At 64.2% G+C, this 17,256-nt stretch carries 16 protein-coding genes; 11 read left to right on the top strand and 5 right to left on the bottom strand.

The features are described 5' to 3' along the window. Positions 1 to 96 precede the first annotated feature (96 nt). The 3 genes from lon to KHO27_RS13215 all read left to right on the top strand — a co-directional run bounded on the left by lon (position 97) and on the right by KHO27_RS13215 (position 4,959). Positions 97 to 2,493: an endopeptidase La gene (lon, locus tag KHO27_RS13225; protein WP_110700959.1), complete on the top strand. Its 2,397-nt coding sequence runs from the start codon at positions 97 to 99 to the stop codon at positions 2,491 to 2,493. A 153-nt stretch (positions 2,494 to 2,646) separates the two neighbouring features. Next, a complete protein-coding gene (locus KHO27_RS13220; protein ID WP_023629739.1) occupies positions 2,647 to 2,919 on the top strand; it encodes an HU family DNA-binding protein in 273 nt (90 codons plus the stop codon). A gap of 180 nt (positions 2,920 to 3,099) precedes the next feature. Beyond that, the gene (locus KHO27_RS13215) at positions 3,100 to 4,959 is read left to right on the top strand and encodes a SurA N-terminal domain-containing protein (protein WP_111533022.1); all 1,860 of its coding nucleotides are present in this window, start codon (positions 3,100 to 3,102) and stop codon (positions 4,957 to 4,959) included. 119 nt (positions 4,960 to 5,078) lie between these two features. On the opposite strand, the gene KHO27_RS13210 is transcribed toward KHO27_RS13215, so the two are convergent. Continuing rightward, a complete protein-coding gene (locus tag KHO27_RS13210; protein ID WP_110700955.1) occupies positions 5,079 to 6,122 on the bottom strand; it encodes a patatin-like phospholipase family protein in 1,044 nt (347 codons plus the stop codon). Positions 6,123 to 6,278: 156 nt separating this feature from the next. Between KHO27_RS13210 and KHO27_RS13205 the strand changes: the two genes are divergently transcribed. The 3 genes from KHO27_RS13205 to KHO27_RS13195 all read left to right on the top strand — a co-directional run bounded on the left by KHO27_RS13205 (position 6,279) and on the right by KHO27_RS13195 (position 8,220). Continuing rightward, positions 6,279 to 6,557, top strand: coding sequence for a hypothetical protein (locus KHO27_RS13205; protein ID WP_102683240.1), 279 nt, complete (start codon positions 6,279 to 6,281; stop codon positions 6,555 to 6,557). Between the two features lie 14 nt (positions 6,558 to 6,571). Continuing rightward, entirely contained in the window at positions 6,572 to 7,339 is a 768-nt protein-coding gene (locus KHO27_RS13200) for a CHAD domain-containing protein (protein WP_110700953.1), read from the top strand. 83 nt (positions 7,340 to 7,422) lie between these two features. Beyond that, a complete protein-coding gene (locus KHO27_RS13195; protein ID WP_110700951.1) occupies positions 7,423 to 8,220 on the top strand; it encodes an acyl-CoA thioesterase in 798 nt (265 codons plus the stop codon). Positions 8,221 to 8,311: 91 nt separating this feature from the next. On the opposite strand, the gene KHO27_RS13190 is transcribed toward KHO27_RS13195, so the two are convergent. From KHO27_RS13190 to KHO27_RS13180, 3 genes are all read right to left on the bottom strand, one after another. Continuing rightward, positions 8,312 to 8,680, bottom strand: a complete 369-nt coding sequence (locus KHO27_RS13190) for an Mpo1-like protein (protein ID WP_214500346.1) — start codon at positions 8,678 to 8,680, stop codon at positions 8,312 to 8,314. Positions 8,681 to 8,771: 91 nt separating this feature from the next. Next, on the bottom strand, positions 8,772 to 10,250 hold the full coding sequence (locus KHO27_RS13185) for a methyl-accepting chemotaxis protein (RefSeq protein WP_110700947.1): 1,479 nt from the start codon (positions 10,248 to 10,250) through the stop codon (positions 8,772 to 8,774). 86 nt (positions 10,251 to 10,336) lie between these two features. Further along, the gene (locus tag KHO27_RS13180) at positions 10,337 to 11,143 is read right to left on the bottom strand and encodes a TatD family hydrolase (RefSeq protein WP_214500345.1); all 807 of its coding nucleotides are present in this window, start codon (positions 11,141 to 11,143) and stop codon (positions 10,337 to 10,339) included. A gap of 158 nt (positions 11,144 to 11,301) precedes the next feature. Between KHO27_RS13180 and KHO27_RS13175 the strand changes: the two genes are divergently transcribed. From KHO27_RS13175 to greB, 4 genes are all read left to right on the top strand, one after another. Further along, positions 11,302 to 12,708: an MltF family protein gene (locus KHO27_RS13175; RefSeq protein ID WP_111533050.1), complete on the top strand. Its 1,407-nt coding sequence runs from the start codon at positions 11,302 to 11,304 to the stop codon at positions 12,706 to 12,708. Positions 12,709 to 12,820: 112 nt separating this feature from the next. Then, positions 12,821 to 13,255, top strand: a complete 435-nt coding sequence (locus KHO27_RS13170; protein WP_110700943.1) for a DoxX family protein — start codon at positions 12,821 to 12,823, stop codon at positions 13,253 to 13,255. A gap of 228 nt (positions 13,256 to 13,483) precedes the next feature. After that, a complete protein-coding gene (locus tag KHO27_RS13165; protein ID WP_111533025.1) occupies positions 13,484 to 13,792 on the top strand; it encodes a hypothetical protein in 309 nt (102 codons plus the stop codon). 89 nt (positions 13,793 to 13,881) lie between these two features. Further along, positions 13,882 to 14,367 carry a transcription elongation factor GreB gene (greB, locus tag KHO27_RS13160; protein WP_110700939.1) on the top strand — a complete coding sequence of 162 codons (486 nt, stop codon included), beginning with the start codon at positions 13,882 to 13,884 and terminating at the stop codon, positions 14,365 to 14,367. Here the strand turns inward: greB and pdxR are convergent. Continuing rightward, a complete protein-coding gene (gene pdxR, locus KHO27_RS13155; RefSeq protein ID WP_214500344.1) occupies positions 14,343 to 15,803 on the bottom strand; it encodes a MocR-like pyridoxine biosynthesis transcription factor PdxR in 1,461 nt (486 codons plus the stop codon). The two genes, greB and pdxR, sit on opposite strands and share 25 nt — an antisense overlap. A gap of 233 nt (positions 15,804 to 16,036) precedes the next feature. Between pdxR and KHO27_RS13150 the strand changes: the two genes are divergently transcribed. Next, positions 16,037 to 17,239: an MFS transporter gene (locus KHO27_RS13150; protein ID WP_110700935.1), complete on the top strand. Its 1,203-nt coding sequence runs from the start codon at positions 16,037 to 16,039 to the stop codon at positions 17,237 to 17,239. Positions 17,240 to 17,256 lie beyond the last annotated feature (17 nt).

Raw genomic sequence — 17,256 nt, 5'->3', positions numbered from 1 at the left:
CCTGGGCGCTTGTAATTTCCCAGGGCTGCCCCCACATTAGCCCCAAGCACCATTTCCAACGGTTTCCGGCCACATGGCCGCTGTAGAGGCGAAATCATGAAGACCACCCTCGACTTGCCTCTTTTGCCATTGCGCGACGTTGTCGTCTATCCGCACATGGTCATCCCACTGTTCGTGGGGCGTGAGAAGTCCATCGAGGCCCTCGAGGCCGCGATGACGGGCGAGAAGCAGATCCTCCTGCTGGCCCAGAAAAATCCTGCCGACGACGATCCGGGTGAAGACGCCCTGTATCGCGTGGGCACTGTCGCCACCGTGCTGCAACTGCTCAAGCTGCCCGATGGCACCGTCAAGGTGCTGGTCGAGGGTGAGCAGCGTGGTGCTGTCGAGCGCTTCACTGAAGTCGATGGCCATATTCGTGCCGAAGTCAGCCTGATCGACGAAGTCGAGACCGCCGAGCGCGAGTCCGAGGTCTTCGTGCGCACCCTGCTGTCGCAGTTCGAGCAATACGTGCAACTGGGCAAGAAAGTCCCGGCAGAAGTGTTGTCCTCGCTCAACAGCATCGAAGAGCCTGGGCGCCTGGTCGATACCATGGCCGCGCACATGGCGTTGAAGATCGAGCAGAAGCAGGAGATCCTCGAGATCGTCGAGCTGCAGGCGCGTGTCGAGCACGTGCTGGCGCTGCTCGATGCCGAGATCGACCTGCTGCAGGTCGAGAAACGCATTCGCGGTCGCGTGAAGAAGCAGATGGAGCGCAGCCAGCGCGAGTACTACCTGAATGAGCAGATGAAGGCCATTCAGAAGGAGCTTGGCGATGGCGACGAAGGCCACAACGAAGTCGAGGAGCTGAAGAAGCGCATCGACGCCGCAGGCTTGCCCAAGGACGCCCTGGCCAAGGCCCAGGCCGAGCTGAACAAGCTCAAGCAGATGTCGCCGATGTCGGCCGAAGCCACCGTGGTGCGTTCGTACCTCGACTGGCTGGTACAGGTGCCGTGGAAAGCCCAGAGCAAGGTGCGCCTGGACCTGACCAAGGCCGAGGAGATCCTCGACGCGGACCACTACGGTCTGGAAGAGGTCAAGGAACGCATCCTCGAGTACCTCGCCGTGCAGAAGCGGGTGAAGAAGATCCGTGGCCCGGTGTTGTGCCTGGTCGGGCCACCTGGCGTGGGCAAGACCTCGCTGGCCGAGTCGATCGCCGCCGCCACCAATCGCAAGTTCGTGCGCATGGCGTTGGGCGGCGTGCGTGACGAGGCCGAGATCCGTGGCCACCGTCGTACCTACATCGGCTCGATGCCCGGTCGTCTGATTCAGAAAATGACCAAGGTCGGTGTACGCAACCCGCTGTTCCTGCTCGACGAGATCGACAAGATGGGCAGCGACATGCGCGGTGACCCGGCCTCGGCGTTGCTGGAGGTGCTCGACCCCGAGCAGAACCACAACTTCAACGATCACTACCTGGAGGTCGACTACGACCTCTCGGACGTGATGTTCCTGTGCACCTCGAACTCGATGAACATCCCGCCGGCGCTGCTTGACCGCATGGAAGTCATCCGCCTGCCGGGCTACACCGAGGACGAAAAGATCAACATCGCGGTCAAGTACCTGGTGCCCAAGCAGGTCAAGGCCAATGGTTTGAAGAAGGATGAACTGGAGGTCGACGTCTCGGCCATCCGCGACATCATTCGCTACTACACCCGCGAAGCTGGCGTGCGTGGCCTGGAGCGCCAGATCGCCAAGGTCTGCCGCAAAGTGGTCAAGGAGCACACCGGCGTCAAGCAGGTGAAGGTCAAGGTAACCGGCGAGCAGCTCGAGCAGTTGCTGGGCGTGCGCAAGTTCCGCTACGGCCTGGCCGAGCAGCAGGATCAGATCGGCCAGGTCACAGGCCTTGCATGGACCCAGGTGGGTGGCGAACTGCTGACCATCGAGGCCGTGGTCATTCCCGGCAAGGGGCAATTGATCAAGACCGGTTCGCTCGGCGACGTCATGGTCGAGTCGATCACCGCCGCGCAGACGGTGGTGCGCAGCCGCGCTCAAAGCCTGGGGATCGCTGCAGACTTTCACGAGAAGCGCGACGTTCACATCCACATGCCCGAAGGTGCCACGCCCAAGGATGGCCCTAGCGCCGGTATCGGCATGTGCACCGCGCTGGTGTCGGCCCTGACCCAGATCCCGGTTCGCGCCGATGTGGCGATGACCGGTGAGATCACCTTGCGTGGCCAGGTCCTGGCCATTGGCGGGCTCAAGGAAAAACTCCTGGCGGCACACCGTGGCGGGATCAAGACGGTGATCATTCCGGAAGAGAATGTTCGCGACTTGAAGGAAATTCCGGAAAACATCAAACAGGATCTTCAGATCAAACCGGTCAAATGGATTGACGAAGTCCTCCAAATTGCGCTGCAATACGCCCCGGAGCCCTTGCCAGATGTGGCTCCGGAGATTGTCGCGAAAGATGAGAAGCGCGACGGCGATGCTAAGGAAAGAATCAGCACGCACTAGTACGTATTTCGCTGGGGGGCTTTGGTTGACAGCATTTTCGGCCCCTTGCTATAAAGCGGCACGCCAGTGTCAACAGGCCACCCAGCGCTCGTTTCATAAGCTTTTCATTACATACTTAGAAACAAACTCAATAGAGAAATAAGGGGACTTAGAGTGAACAAGTCGGAACTGATTGACGCTATCGCCGCATCCGCTGACATCCCGAAAGCTGTAGCCGGCCGTGCGCTGGACGCAGTGATCGAATCCGTTCAAGGCGCCCTGAAAGCCGGTGACGATGTTGTCCTGGTTGGCTTCGGCACCTTCTCGGTCAAGGAGCGCGCTGAGCGCACCGGCCGTAACCCGCAAACCGGCAAGGCGATCAAGATCGCTGCCGCCAAGGTTCCTGGCTTCAAGGCTGGCAAGGGCCTGAAAGACGCCGTCAACTAAGTCGTCTTTCAGCCGGCCCGGGCGTCGCCAGGGCCGACCGCGTGACGGCGGGTCGCAAACGTTCCCGCTGGCACGCTCGCTTCGAAAAGGCGCATCCACTGGATGCGCCTTTCTTCTATCAGGATTCTACCCACGCTCCGCGGTTGTCGACGCAGTGGTACAGCCGTTTCTGGGGGACGCATGCTGCAGAATATCAGGGACAATTCACAAGGTTGGATTGCCAAGACCATCATCGGCCTCATCGTCGTACTGATGGCGTTGACCGGTTTCGAGGCCATTTTCCAGGCCGCCAGCCATAGCCAGGACGCCGCCAAGGTGAACGGCCAGACCATCAGCCAGAACGAGCTGAGCCAGGCCGTGGACATGCAGCGCCGCCAGCTGATGCAACAGTTGGGCAAGGATTTCGACCCTGCGCTGCTGGACGAGAAGATGCTGCGCGAAGCCGCGCTCAAGGGGCTGATCGATCGCAAGCTGCTGTTGCAGGGTGCCGAAGATGCCAAGTTCGCTTTTTCCGAGGCCGCGCTGGATCAGCTGATCCTGCAGACGCCTGAATTCCAGGTCGATGGCAAGTTCAGCGCCGAGCGCTTCGATTCGGTCATCCGCCAGATGGGCTACGGCCGCATGCAGTTCCGCGAGATGCTCGCCCAGGAAATGCTCATCGGCCAACTGCGCACCGGCCTTGCCGGCAGCAGCTTCGTCACCGACAAGCAGGTTGAAGCCTTCGCCCGCCTCGAGAAGCAGACCCGTGATTTCGCTTCGCAGACCTTCAAGGCCGATCCGGCCGCGGTCAAGGTGAGCGATGACGAGGTCAAGGCGCACTACGACCAGCACGCCAAGGAATTCATGACCCCGGATCAAGTGGTCATCGATTACCTCGAGCTGAAGAAGTCGGCCTTCTTCGATCAGGTCAAGGTCGACGACGGCGAGCTCAAGGCCCTGTACGAGAAGGAAATCGCGAATCTGGGCGAGCAGCGCCATGCCGCGCACATTCTGATCGAGGTCAACGACAAGACCGACGATGCCAAGGCCAAGGCCCGCATCGATGAGATCCAGCAGCGCCTGGGCAAAGGCGAGGACTTCGCCAAACTGGCCAAGGAGTTCTCCCAGGATCCAGGCTCGGCCAGCACCGGTGGTGACCTCGGCTTCGCCGGCCCTGGTGTGTACGACCCGGCCTTCGAGGACGCGCTGTACAAGCTGAACAAGGACCAGGTATCGGCACCCGTGCGCACTGAGTTCGGTTACCACCTGATCAAGCTGCTGGGCGTGCAGGCGCCGGACGTACCGAGCTTCGCCAGCCTGAAGGACAAACTGACCCACGAGCTGAAGACCCAGCAGGTGGAGCAGCGCTTCGTTGAGGCCACCAAGCAGCTCGAAGACACCGCCTTCGAAGCTTCCGACCTGGCCCAGCCGGCCCAGGACCTGGGCCTGAAGGTACACACCTCTGCCGCCTTCGGTCGCGAGGGTGGTGAAGGCATCACTGCCAACCGTGCGGTGATCCAGGCCGCGTTCAGCGAGCAGGTGCTCGAAGAGGGCGCCAACAGCAACGCCATCGAACTCGACCCGGAAACCGTGGTGGTCGTGCGCGTCAAGGAGCACCGCAAGCCCGAGCAGCTGCCGTTGGAGGCCGTGGCCAAGAACATCAGCGAGCACCTGGCCAAGGAGAAGGCGATTGCCGAACTCAAGGCCAAGGCCGACAAACTGATCGCCGGCCTGCGGGATGGCTCGGTCAAGGCCGAAGGTCAGGGCTGGAAGCTCCATGAAGCGGTCACCCGTGGCCAGGATGGCATCGACCCGGCCGAGCTGCAGGCGGTGTTCCGCCTCGGCAAACCAGCGGCCAAGGACAAGCCAGTCTACGGCAGCGTGGTGCTGGGCGATGGCAGCCTGGTGGTCCTGCAACTGAAGGGCGTCAACGAAGGTGCTGCCGCCACCGATGAAGAGAAGGCGCAGATCCGTCGCTATCTCGCATCGCGTGCCGGTTCGCAAGACTTCGCGGCTTATCGCAAGCTGCTTGAAGGCAGTGCCGACATCACCCGCTACTGAGTCATGTGCTGATCGCGAAACAGGCCGCTTATGCGGCTTGTTTCGTTTCTGGCTTTGGTTCATCGCGGGGCAAGCCCGCTCCTGCATGACGACCTGCGGCAGGTGTGCACGGACTTGTTTCAGGGGCGCCGGATTCCCTCATGGTTGTCCAGCGTGTCCCGGGCAATCTCCCGCCCCAGGGCGATCAGCTCCGGCGCCTTGTAGAACTCGAAGAACCGGCACACCCGCTTGGGTACGTTGATCAGCACATCCGGCGGATACCCGGCGATCTTGTACTGCGCCAACGACGTCTGCATCACTTCGAAACTCTGGTTGATCAGGTCCAGCAAGGACGCTGGGCCGACGTTGTCGACGATGAACGAGCCGGTGGCCGACTTGGGCGCGCCTTCGCTCTGCGGCGCCGCCGCCGGCTGCTGGCCTTGCGGTTCGGCGCTCTCGCCCAGCCAGGGGTTGGATGCGGCGAGCCCTTCGGCGACGATCTCCTGCTCCAGGCGGATTAGCTGTTCGGCCGGCTTGCGCCGGAACGGCAGGCGCGACCCCAGCGAGCTGATCAAGGCGTCGAAACGCATCTTGAACGCCGCCGGGCGCTCGATCACCGGCAACTGATACTGCTTCTGGTTGGTGGCGTTGAGGTTGACGGCGATGATCAGGTCGCAGTGGCTGGACACCACCGGGACGATCGGCAACGGATTGAGAATACCGCCATCGACCAGCATGCGATTACCTTGCACCACCGGGGTGAACAGGCTGGGAATGGCCGCCGAGGCGCGCATGGCCTGGTGCAGGCAGCCCTCCTGGAACCATATTTCCTGCTGGTTGGTCAGGTCGGTGGCGACTGCCGTGTAGGGAATGCGCAACTGTTCGATGTTGATCTCGCCGACGATCTTGCGGATCTGCCCGAACACCTTGTCGCCACGAATGGCGCCCAGGCGAAAGCTGACATCGACCAGGCGCAGCACGTCGAGGTAGTCCAGGCTCTCGATCCAGCTGCGGTACTCGTCGAGCTTGCCGGCGGCGTAGATGCCGCCGATCACCGCGCCCATGGAGCAACCGGCGATGCATGCGATCTCGTAGCCGCGGCGTTCGATCTCCTCGATCACACCGATGTGCGCATACCCTCGGGCCCCGCCGGAGCCCAGCACCAACGCCACGCGTTTGCCCATGATTTTTCCCCCTGTGCCTGTGCAACCATGGTCCAACAATGCACCCATGCCGCCTGTGCTTCAATGTAGTCCGTGCTGGACTACGCTGAGCAGGGCACTTTTTGTTTGCTTTGCCGTCGAACGGCCACTTCAGTTTCCACCCTCGAGGTATTACCGATGAAAGCCTGGATCACCCTTCCTCTGATTGCCCTGGCCTTGGCCGGCTGCGCGGGCAAGACGGCCTACCGTGACAGTTGCGCGACCCAGCTCGATGCCGCCTGGAAGGAACTTGACCTGGCCAAGGCCGAAGGCTTTGCCGGCACCGTGAGCTATTCCAAGGCGTTGTCGCTGCTGACCGGTGCCAAGACCCAGCAGCAGTTCGAAGGCTTTGAAGGTTGTACCCACAAGGCCGAGAAAGCGCGTTTCTATATTCGTGAGTCCCGCGCCGGGCGTTGAGTGAGGAGCGTCACATGCCGAGCATGATCGACCATGTGGTTTCCAGGGTCCTGGCCCTGCAGGTGGGAATGCTGGCCTGTCGCGAGCGCCTCGCCGCCGATACCGACAGCGAGGCGCTGCACGACCTGCGCACCACCCTACGGCGGCTGCGCAGTTTGTTGCGGCCTTTGCGTGGCTTGCCGGGTGTCGAGCAGTTGGAGGAAGCGGCGGGGGCACTGGGCACGCTCACCACACCGTTGCGTGACCGTGAAGTGCTGGCCGCGCAACTGGTCGGGCGCGGTCATGTGCAGGCCGGCGAGCGCCGCCAGGAGGGGAGGGCACGGACCTTTGCCAGCGTCGCGTCCAGTGCCCAGCTTACTCGGGTGCTGGCGATCCTCGACGCCTTCCCGCTGTTTTTGCGTGCTGCCGACCGCGAAGGCTTGACGCAAGGCATGCGCAGGCGCATCGACAAGCGCCTGGAGAAGCAATGGCGCAAGCTGGCCAGGGCGCTGGACGACCCGGCCCATGATCGGCATCGTCTGCGCCTACTGATCAAGCGTGTTCGCTACGGGGACGAGGCGTACCCCCAACTCGAGCATGCCGGCAAGGGGCTGCAGCGTCTGTTGAAAAAGGCGCAAGGTGATCTTGGCGACTGGCATGACCGCGTGCAGTGGCTGCTGCAAGTGCACGAGCACAGTGACCTGGCAGGCTGCAAGGTGGCCTGGGAGCATGAGCTGCATGCTGCCGAGGGGCGCTCCGATCTGACTCTCGAGGCATTGCAAAAAGCCCTGGCGCGCCGTTAGTCCCGGCAAATGACCGAAATGCGGGCTGTGGCTGGCGTGATCGCTGGTTACTATCGGTTCTTTTCGCGCAGGAGCCCTGGCACATGAACTTCACAGAATTGCTGACAGCCGCGCGCGCTCACCCCGAGGCGGTCAGCGTACCGGCTGGCTGGGCCCAGGGCCGCGCGGTGTTCGGCGGCCTGATGGCGGCGATGGTGCACGAAGCGATGCGCCAGAAGCTCGGCGACAACCGCCCGGTGCGTTCGCTGGCCATCACCTTCGTCGGCCCGGCGGCGCCGGATGTGCCGATCAGCCTGGAGGTGGAGGTGCTGCGCGAGGGCAAGGCTGTCAGCACCTTGCTGGGACGCGCCGTGCAGGATGGCCAGGTGGTGACCCTGGTGCAGGGCAGCTTCGGTGCCGGTCGTCCTTCCGTGGTGGCGGTCGACGCGCCAGCCGCGATGCCGATGAAGCCGCTGCAGGAGGCGGCACCGGAGCTGCCCTTCATCAAGGGCATTACACCGGAATTCATGCAGCACGTGGCGTTTCGCTGGGCGGTGGGCGGCCTGCCGTTCAGTGGCAATGACTCACGGCATATGGGCGGTTGGGTACGCCTGCGTGATGTCGCCGAGGAGCCGGTAGGGGTGGCGCACCTGCTGGCGCTGGTCGATGCCTGGCCGCCCAGCCTGCTGCCATATCTCAGGCAGCCCGCGGCCGGCAGCACGCTGACCTGGACGATCGAGTTTGTGCAACCCACGCCGCAGCTGTCGACCCTCGACTGGTGCCGCTATGTGGTTGAGACTGAGTATGCCCGTGATGGCTATGGGCATGCGGCCGCTGCGTTGTGGACGGCGGAAGGGGAGTTGCTGGCGTTGAGTCGGCAGACGGTGACCGTGTTCGCCTGAGCCATCTTCATCAAGTCAATCGCGGGGCAAGCCCGCTCCCACGGCGCTCAATGGCGCTTGTGGGAGCGGGCTTGCCCCGCGATGTTTTCGGTCAGTGGCGATGCTTGTGCCGCTCGCGCCAGGCCCGCCACCAGGCGCCGCTAAGCACGAAGCGCGGGAAGGTGATGAATTGCTCGGTGAGCAGGCGCTGCAGGGCATCCTGGCGATTGGCGAAAGGCTCGGGCTGCTCGGCTTCCAGGCGGTGCCCATGGCGTTGCAGGCTCAACCCGGCGACCAACGCAATGACGCCCACGGCGATCTGCGACAGGTCCAGCGCGAACAGCCCCGACAACACCAGCAGCGCGCCCAGGATGAACAGCGGCACGGCGATCAGATGCAGCACCAGGTTGGTGGGGTGGCGGTGATTGTGGTGGTAGCCGCGCCATTGCCAGGCGGGCAGGTTGGGCAGTCGTTTGCTCATGGACGAATCCTCAGGGGGCTGTCCAAAGCTTAGTGCGGCCCCCGCAGGGGGGCCAATCGACGCTGGCTATGGTGACCATAGCCAGTGCGGGTCAAAGCTTGAGCTGGCCGATGGCCTTGTTCAGTTCGCCGGCGAGGGTCGCCAGTTCGCTGCTGGTGGTGGCCGAGCCCACGGTCTGCTGCACGGTCTCTTCGGTCACGTCGCGGATGCTGACGACGGCGCGGTTCATTTCCTCGGCTACTTGGCTCTGCTGCTCGGCGGCCACGGCGATCTGGGTGTTGCTTTCGCGCATCTGTGCCACCGCGCTGGTGATCTCGGCCAGGGCCTCGCCGGCTTCGCGTGCCTGCTTGACGCAATCGTCGGCCTTGTACGAGCTTTCCTGCATGAAATCCACCGCGTCGCGGGTGCCGGCCTGCAGGTCGGCGACCATGCTGGTGATCTCGTCGGTGGAGGTCTGTACACGCTTGGCCAGGTTACGCACTTCGTCGGCGACCACGGCGAAGCCCCGGCCCAGGTCGCCGGCCCGGGCGGCCTCGATGGCGGCGTTGAGGGCAAGCAGGTTGGTCTGTTCGGCGATGCTGTGGATGACCCCCACCACGCCATTGATCTTCTGGCTGTCGTCAGCCAGCTGGCGGATCATTTCGGCAGTCTGCTGCACACCGCTGGACAGCCCGGCAATCGAGTCCTGCACGCGGCTGACCACGGCCTGGCCGCTGCCGGCCAGAGTGTCGGCGGTCTGCGACAGGTCGCGGGTGGCGCCGGCGTGCTGGGCGATATGGTGCACCGTGGCGGTCATCTCGTTGATCGCGGTCGCCGCCTGGTCGGTCTCGCTCTGCTGGCCGATCATGCCGTGGCGCACCTCGTCCATGCTGCCGGCCAGGCGCGCGGCGCCCGAGTCGAGCTGCGCGGCGGTGCGCGCCACGGTGCTGACCACGCGGTGGTAAGTGGTCTGCATGGCGTTGAAGGCACCCGCCATCTGCCCGACCTCGTCGCCGCAGGCCAGCGGTACCCGCGCCGAGAGGTCGCCGGTTTTTTCCACGTGCAGCATCACGTCCTTGAGGGTGTTGAGCTGGCTGAGCAGGAAGCGGATCAGCAACTGCGAGGCGCACAGCATCGCCAGCATCAGGATCAGCACGCACACGGCATAGTTGCTGAAGCGGTCGAAATAGACCTGGCGCAGACTGGGGGACTGGGCAAGCACGGCGATGTGCTGCTCGTCCCGGCGCAGCACCTGGGCGCCGCGCAGCGGGTTGTCGCCGAGGATCCAGGCACTGGGCAGCTCTACCCAGCCCTGGGCATCGCGCAGGGCCTCGAGCGGTTCGCCGGCAAATTGCGGTGTCTGGCCGTTGCGCCAGGTGATCAGGTTGGCCTGCGTGGGCAGTGGCTGTCCGGCGGGCCAGGCTGCCAGCAGTTCGGCCTGGGCCTGCGCTTGCGCCTGGGCGCCGCTGGCGCGGGCTTGTTGCTCCAGGTGCACCGCGTAGAGCACCAGCATCAGCGTGGTGACGAAGGCCACTGCGTTGACGGCCCAGAACTTGTATTTGAGGGAAACGTTGCTAAGCCAGGCACCCATGGTAGGTCTTCTCTGAGTTGGCGGAAACATTATTGGCAAGGTGCCATCATTGTGCCCGCCAAGGCCAGGGACCTCGTTGATATGCGTCAAGAAACCTCAGGCAGGCCGAAGAACGCGCGGGCGCAGGCGCTGGTGTGGGCGGCGGTGTGTTCCATCGTTTCGCCGCGGTGCAGCGCCACCTCGCGGAGCACTTCGGGGAGGAACGCGGGCTCGTTGCGGCCGTTCTTCGGCTTGGGCCTGAGGCTTCGTGGTAGCAGGTAGGGCGCGTCGCTTTCCAGCATCAGGCGGCCTGCGGGGATGTTGCCGACCAGCGGGTGCAGGTGGGTGCCACGGCGCTCGTCGCAGATCCAGCCGGTGATGCCGATGTGCAGGTCCATGTCGAGGTAGGCGAACAGCGCCTGGCGTTCACCGGTGAAGCAGTGCACCACTGCCGCGCTCAGGTGGTCGCGGTAGTTCCTGAGGATCGCCAGCAGGCGTTCGCTGGCCTCGCGCTCGTGAAGGAACACCGGCAGGCGCAACTCGACCGCCAGCGCCAGCTGCGCCTCCAGGGCCTTTTCCTGGGCGGGGCGTGGGGAGAAGTCGCGGTTGAAGTCCAGGCCGCATTCGCCCACGGCCACGACCCGCGGTTGGGCGAGCAGTTCGCGCAGCTGACGTTCGCTGTTAGCGCTCCAGTGGCTGGCATCGTGGGGATGCACGCCGGCAGTACTGAACAGACGCTGTCCGGACTCGTCCAGGCGTTGGCAGAGCTCCAGCGCTTCGGCGCTGACATCCAGACTGGTGCCGGTAAGGACCATCTGTGCCACGCCGGCTTCCATGGCACGTTCGACGATAGCGGCCTGCTGGTCGCGGAAACTGCTGTTGGTCAGGTTGACGCCGATATCGATCAGTTGCATGGTGCTACCTCTTGCCGCGGGGCGGCCAGCATAGCAAAAACCGCGATATCGCGAAAAAACCAAGAACTTCAAACGTTTGCCGTGGTCTGTTGCGGTCATTTATCACGGATCGATCACAGCGCATGGTGCCTGCCAACCGCCCTCGGACCCTTACCGCCATGGTGCGAACCTTTTTCACCAGCCTGTTGCTGTACGGGTTGTTGGCCGCCGGGCCGGTCGCTGCCGGCGAAGCGGGGCCGCAGCAGCATGTGCCTGCCAGCCAAGCCCGTGACCTGGCGCAGATCCGCTCGAGCAAGGTGCTGCGGGTGTTGGTCAACCAGAGCCGCAACAGCTCCGGCGAGGTAAAGGGTGAACCGGTCGGGATCGAGTACTACCGCCTGCGTGCCCTGGAGCACGCCCTCAATGCCCGGGGCGCCGACGGCCAGGAAATCACCCTGAAGATCATCCCCCGCGCCAAGGAGCAGTTACTCGGTGCGCTGCAGCGCGGCGAGGGCGATCTTGCCGCGCCCGGTGAACTGCTCGACCCTGGCGTGGTGCGCGGCGTCGAGGCCAGCGCACCGGTGCTCGACCAGGTTCCCCTGCAACTGGTCGGGCGCAAGGGCGAGCGCGGCTACAACCGTGCCGAACAGCTGTCCGGGCGCACCATCGCCCTGACCACCGCCAGTGCCGCGGGGCCTGCGATCGAGGCGATCAACCAGCAGTTGGCGCTGCGCAAGCGGGCACCGATCAAGGTGGAGTGGGTCGACCCGACGCTGGCGGTGGAGGATGTGCTGGAGATGGTCCAAGCGGGCATCTACCCGCTGACCGTGGTGGAGCGTCCCATCGCCCAGCGCTGGGCGCGGGTGATGCCGCGCCTGCGGGTCGACAGCAAGCTGCAACTGGCACCGCCCCAGGCCATGCGCTGGTATCTGCGCAAGGATGCGCCGATGTTGCGCACGGCGGTGGACCGCTTCCTGGCCACCTACCGCGCGCCCGACAACCAGGACGCGGCGTTCGAGCGTATCTACCGGCGCCAGTACCGGGTGCATAATCCATTGGCCCGCCAGGACCGCCAGCGCCTGGCCGCGTTGCGCCCCGTGCTGCAGAAGCATGGCGGCGACCAGCAGTTCGACTGGCTCAACCTGGCCGCCCTGGCGTTCAAGGAGTCCACCCTCGATCCCAAGGCGCGGGGCACTGGCGGTGCCCACGGGCTGATGCAGATCACGCCTTCGGCGGCCCAGCGGGTAGGCGTGAGCAACACCGCCACGGTAGATGGCAACGTCCAGGCCAGTGCCCGCTACCTGGCGCTGATCCGCCGCAAGTTCTTCGCCAGCCCGCAGCTCAACGAGCGCGAGCGCATGGCGTTCATCCTGGCCGCCTACAACCTCGGGCCGGAGCGGGTCCAGGCCATGCGCGCCGAAGCCCGGCGACGAGGGCTCAATGGCAACCAGTGGTTCTTCCAGACCGAGCGCATCGCCATGGAGCAGGTGGGCATGGGGCCGGTGAACTTCGTCAACAGCGTCAACAAGTACTACCTTGCGTTCAACCGCGAGCGTGCCTCCCTGGAGCGGGTGGCCAAGCGCTAATTAAATCTAATTATTCGATATGATTTGCGCGATTATTGCGATTTTCTTATTCGATGAGTTGATTATGATGGCGCCCATCCAACACACACCTGCTCAAACAAGGAAGCACCTCATGAACAACTCCCTGAAAGCCCTTTTCACCACCCGCGCCGGCTATGGCCTGAGCGTCGTGCGCATCCTGGTCGGTGTCATCTTCATGGCCCACGGCGCGCAGAAACTCTTCGGCCTGTTCGGTGGCTACGGCCTGGAAGGCACCGGCCAGTGGATGGAAAGTATCGGCCTGGCTCCGGGCTACCTCATGGCCCTGCTGTCCGGTAGCGCCGAGTTCTTTGGCGGCCTGGCGCTGGTGGTCGGCCTTTTGGCCCGCCCGGCGGCGCTGGCGCTGAGCGTGACCCTGGTGGTGGCGATCTTCTCGGTGCATATCGGCAACGGGCTGTTCATGTCCAACAACGGTTATGAGTTCGCCCTGGCGCTGCTTGCCGGCACCGTGGCGGTGCTGATCGAGGGCGCTGGCCGCCTGTCGCTGGACCGTCTGATCGCACGCTGAAACAAAGCTGCAAGCTTCAAGCCTCAAGCTGCAAGTGGTCAAAGTGATCGACTTGCAGCTTGTAACTTGCGGCGTGTCCCTCTAGCATACCGATTGCGCCGATTTAAACAGCTACTTGCGGGGCGCAGGAAGGGCCCACGACGGGTCTTCCGAAATACCGCTAAAGCGCTGGTTCGGTGACGCCTCCCACCGCTGCCCAGCGGGATCAGCGAGGCGGAGAGAGACTCCATGAGTTGCCCACGTACCAGTGTCTGTTTGACTCCCTTGGCCAAGAACCCGGCCTCCCGTACCCCGCGCATCCTGCTCGGCGGCCAGCATCAACCCACGCTTTTGCGCAATCTCGATGGCTTCTCCCGGCGCAAGGGCCAGGCCTGTGCCTTCCTCATCCAGTTCTCCGACAGCTGTGACCAGCTCGGTCAGTACGGCAACGACCGCTTCGACCTGGCCGTGATCCAGGCCCCCGCGGCGCAGGATGCCGAAGAAGTCATCGGCCAGCTCACCCGCATCGCCCGCCAGGGGCTGATCACCCGCCGTTGAGCGGCGTGTCGCGGCCAGGCGTTTTTCGTTAAGCTCGGTCTCTCGGTGGGCGCCTTGCGCCTGCTGTGGATGCGCTGAGGAGACAGTCGTTGAGCACCAACATCATTACCACCGAAGGTCACGCGGCCCTGAAAAAGGAGCTCGATCATCTGTGGCGGGTCTATCGCCCGGAGATCACCCAGAAGGTCACCTGGGCCGCCTCGCTGGGCGACCGCAGTGAGAACGCCGACTACCAGTACAACAAAAAGCTGCTGCGCGAGATCGACCGCCGCGTGCGTTACCTGCGCAAGCGCCTGGAAGACGTCAAGGTGGTCGAGTACTCGCCCCAGCAGGAGGGCAAGGTGTTCTTCGGCGCCTGGGTGGACATCGAGAACGATGACGGCGAGCAGTTGCGCTTTCGCATCGTCGGCTATGACGAGATCCACGGGCGCAACGACTATATCTCTATCGACTCGCCCATGGCCCGGGCGTTGCTCAAGAAGGAGGAGGGCGACGAGGTGGTGGTGCATACCCCCACGGGTGAGGCGACCTGGTACGTCAACCGTATCAGCTACCCGGGCAGCGATTCCCGATAGACCTCTACCAGCACCTGTGAGGCTGCTGCGATCTGCTCATCGGTGAGCGCTGCATAACCGATCAGCACGCCGGCGGGCCAGGTGTGCCGGCGGCAGAACAGGCCGATCGGCTGCAACACCAGCCCGCGTTGCCGGGCCCGCTCGCAGAACGCCTGCTCACTGACGCCGTCGGGTAACCAGAGGACGAAGTGCAGGCCGGATTGCTCGCCGCTGACGGTCATGCCTGGCTCTGCCGCGAGGCGCTTGAGCAGCAGGTCCCGGCGGCGTTGGTAGGTCTGCCTTGCGATGCGCAGGTGCCGTTCATAGTGACCGCGCAGCAGATACTGGCGCACCGTCCGCTGGGCGATGATCCCCGGCGTCTGCCCCGTTGCCGCCAGCCAGTCGATGAACCGTGCGCGCAAGGTTCGCGGTACGACCGCGAATCCTAGCCTCAGCCCGCTGAACAAGGTCTTGTTGAAGCTGCCGCAGAACAGCACCCGGTCATGCTGGTCGAGCGCCTTGATCGCCGGCAGTGGCGCGCAGGCATAGTTGTATTCGCTGTCGTAGTCATCCTCGACGATGTAGGCATCGCGGGTCTGTGCCCAGTCCAGCAGCGCCTGCCTTCGTTGGACGCTCATGCAGATGCCCAGTGGAGCTTGGTGCGCGGGGGTGGTGTGCACCGCGCGGACGTGGTCGTGCGTGGCCAGTTGTTCGACGTCCAGGCCTGCCTGGTCCACGGCGACGCAGATCACCCGTCTGCCGGTCTGTTCGAACATGCGTGCGGCCCAGGAGTAGCCCGGATCCTCCAGGGCGATGGCGTCGTCCTGTTCCAGCCACTGGCTGATGAAGTGCAGGGTGTGGCGAATGCCCTGGGTCACGACGATAGCCTCGACGTCGCACTCGATGCCCCGATAGAGACGGATGTGCGCCGCTATAGCCTTGCGCAGCAACATGTCACCTGCGTGCGGAACGCTCTCGGTGATTGTCGCAAGGGCATCGGCGGCCAGTTGCAGATGACGCTGTTCAAGCAGCGTCGGGTCTGCCAGCCGGGCGACGAAGGGCACGCCCGTCTGCAACCGGGCTTCTGGCAGGGCGGCAGGGCTGACGCAGGGCGCGGGCTCACGGGGGCAAGCGAGCGTGGCCAGGGGCTGTTCGTTGGCCGCGATCAGCGCGTCGGGACGCAGCGGTGCGACCACTGAGCCCGCGCCTTGTCGGCGCAGGATGCAACCTTCCAGGGCGAGTTGTTCGAAAACCAGCTCGACGGTGCCCCGCGCCACTCCCCACCGCTGGGCGAGGGTACGGGTGGAGGGCAGGCGTGTGCCGGGCGTCAGATGGCCACAGGCGAGCAGATCTTGCAGGAAGGCATAGAGCAGTTGGTGCTTGCGGGCCGAAGGTTTGGCGCACAGCTCGAACGGCAGGGCAAGGTCAAGGGCAAGCGGTTGTTTGCCTCTGGCCATAAGTGGTCCACATGCAGGAAGGCTTAATGGACCTTCATGGTAGCCAGCGCAATCCCTAAGCTCAATCCACGTAACAACTTGTTGCGGTGCGCAAAGAAGCGCACCCGATTCCATTGTGCGCCCAGGCGTAGACGGAACCGGTATTCATTCTTTGCAAGGAGTCAACGAGTCATGACGGTTCTGCAGTGGTTGCCCATGTTGCTGGCCCCGCACTACGAACAGGTGATGCGGGCATGAGTACGCCGAGCGCGAGTCCCTGGTTGACCCTGGCGCTGTTGAGCGCCGTCGTGGTGCCGCAGGTGGGGCTGGGCGTGATGGTGCCGGCATCGGCGCGGTTGGCCCAGGACCTCCATGTGGGGGTGGCGAGCGTGCAGAACACGCTTGTGGTGTACATGGTCGGTTACGCCGTATCGGTGATCATGGCTGGGCTGCTTTCCGATCGGTTCGGCCCCAGGGCCGTGCAGTTGGGCGGTCTGGCGCTGGCGCTGGTCGGCGCCTTGCTGGCGGCCAGCGCCGAGGGCTTCACGCTGTTCATCCTCGGCCGTTTGCTGCAATCACTGGGCGGCTGCGTCAGTACCGTGACCACACGCCTGGTCGTCAGGGAGGTATATCCCGAAGCGCAGCGTCTGCCGGTTCTGAGCACCCTGGCCTCGGCCACTGCCGTCACGCCATGCGTGGTGCCATTGCTGGCCGGTGCTGTGCTGCCTGGGCTGGGGTGGCGCGGGGTGCTGCTGTGTGCCGGTGCATTCAACCTGCTGGTGTTGCTGGTGTTCGTCGGCTTTACCCGGCCCACGGCAGGCGGCGGGCAGCCGATCGGATCGGTTGGCGCCATCTGGCGCGTGTACCGGCGCAATATGGGCAACCCTGGCTATCGGCGCAATGCGGCCTGCATCAGCCTGGTGTGGATGAGCTACTTCGCCCTGCTGTCGTCGTCGTCCCATGCCTTCCAGCAGGTGCTGGGTTTCAGTGAGCTGGAGTATGGCGCGCTGATCGGCGCCTGTGCCTGTGGCTATGTGGCGGGCAGCACCATCGCGCGGCGCCTGAGCCAGACCCACGACCTGGACGCGCTGCTGGCGCTCGCCGCGATGATCGGCTTGGGAGGTTGCATAAGCCTGTCCCTGGGGCTGCTGTTGGTGGGCCCGGGTACACTGTTGTTCCTGCTGCCGATGATCGCGCTGCTGGTCTGTACCGGTATGGTCATTCCGATCACGCAGGCAGGGTTGTTGCGTTGCGTCAGCCAGGACGTCGGCATGTCGTCGGGGCAGTTCTTCTTTCTGCAGATGATGGCCGGCGCCCTGTACTCACTGTTCCTCAGTTGCATCCCGCCGCTGTACCTGAACCATCTGGCGATCGCCGTCGCTGCCCCGATAGTACTCATGGCGGGGGTGGTGGGCCGGCTGCGCCTGCGCGGCCGCCTACAGGCCAGCCAGCCCTGAACTCTGGCCTGCGCAGG

Source organism: Pseudomonas sp. RC3H12, from assembly GCF_018596375.1.
GTDB lineage: Bacteria > Pseudomonadota > Gammaproteobacteria > Pseudomonadales > Pseudomonadaceae > Aquipseudomonas.
The sequence above is the reverse complement of the archived record's forward strand: the minus strand, read 5'-3'. Positions and strand labels throughout refer to the sequence as shown.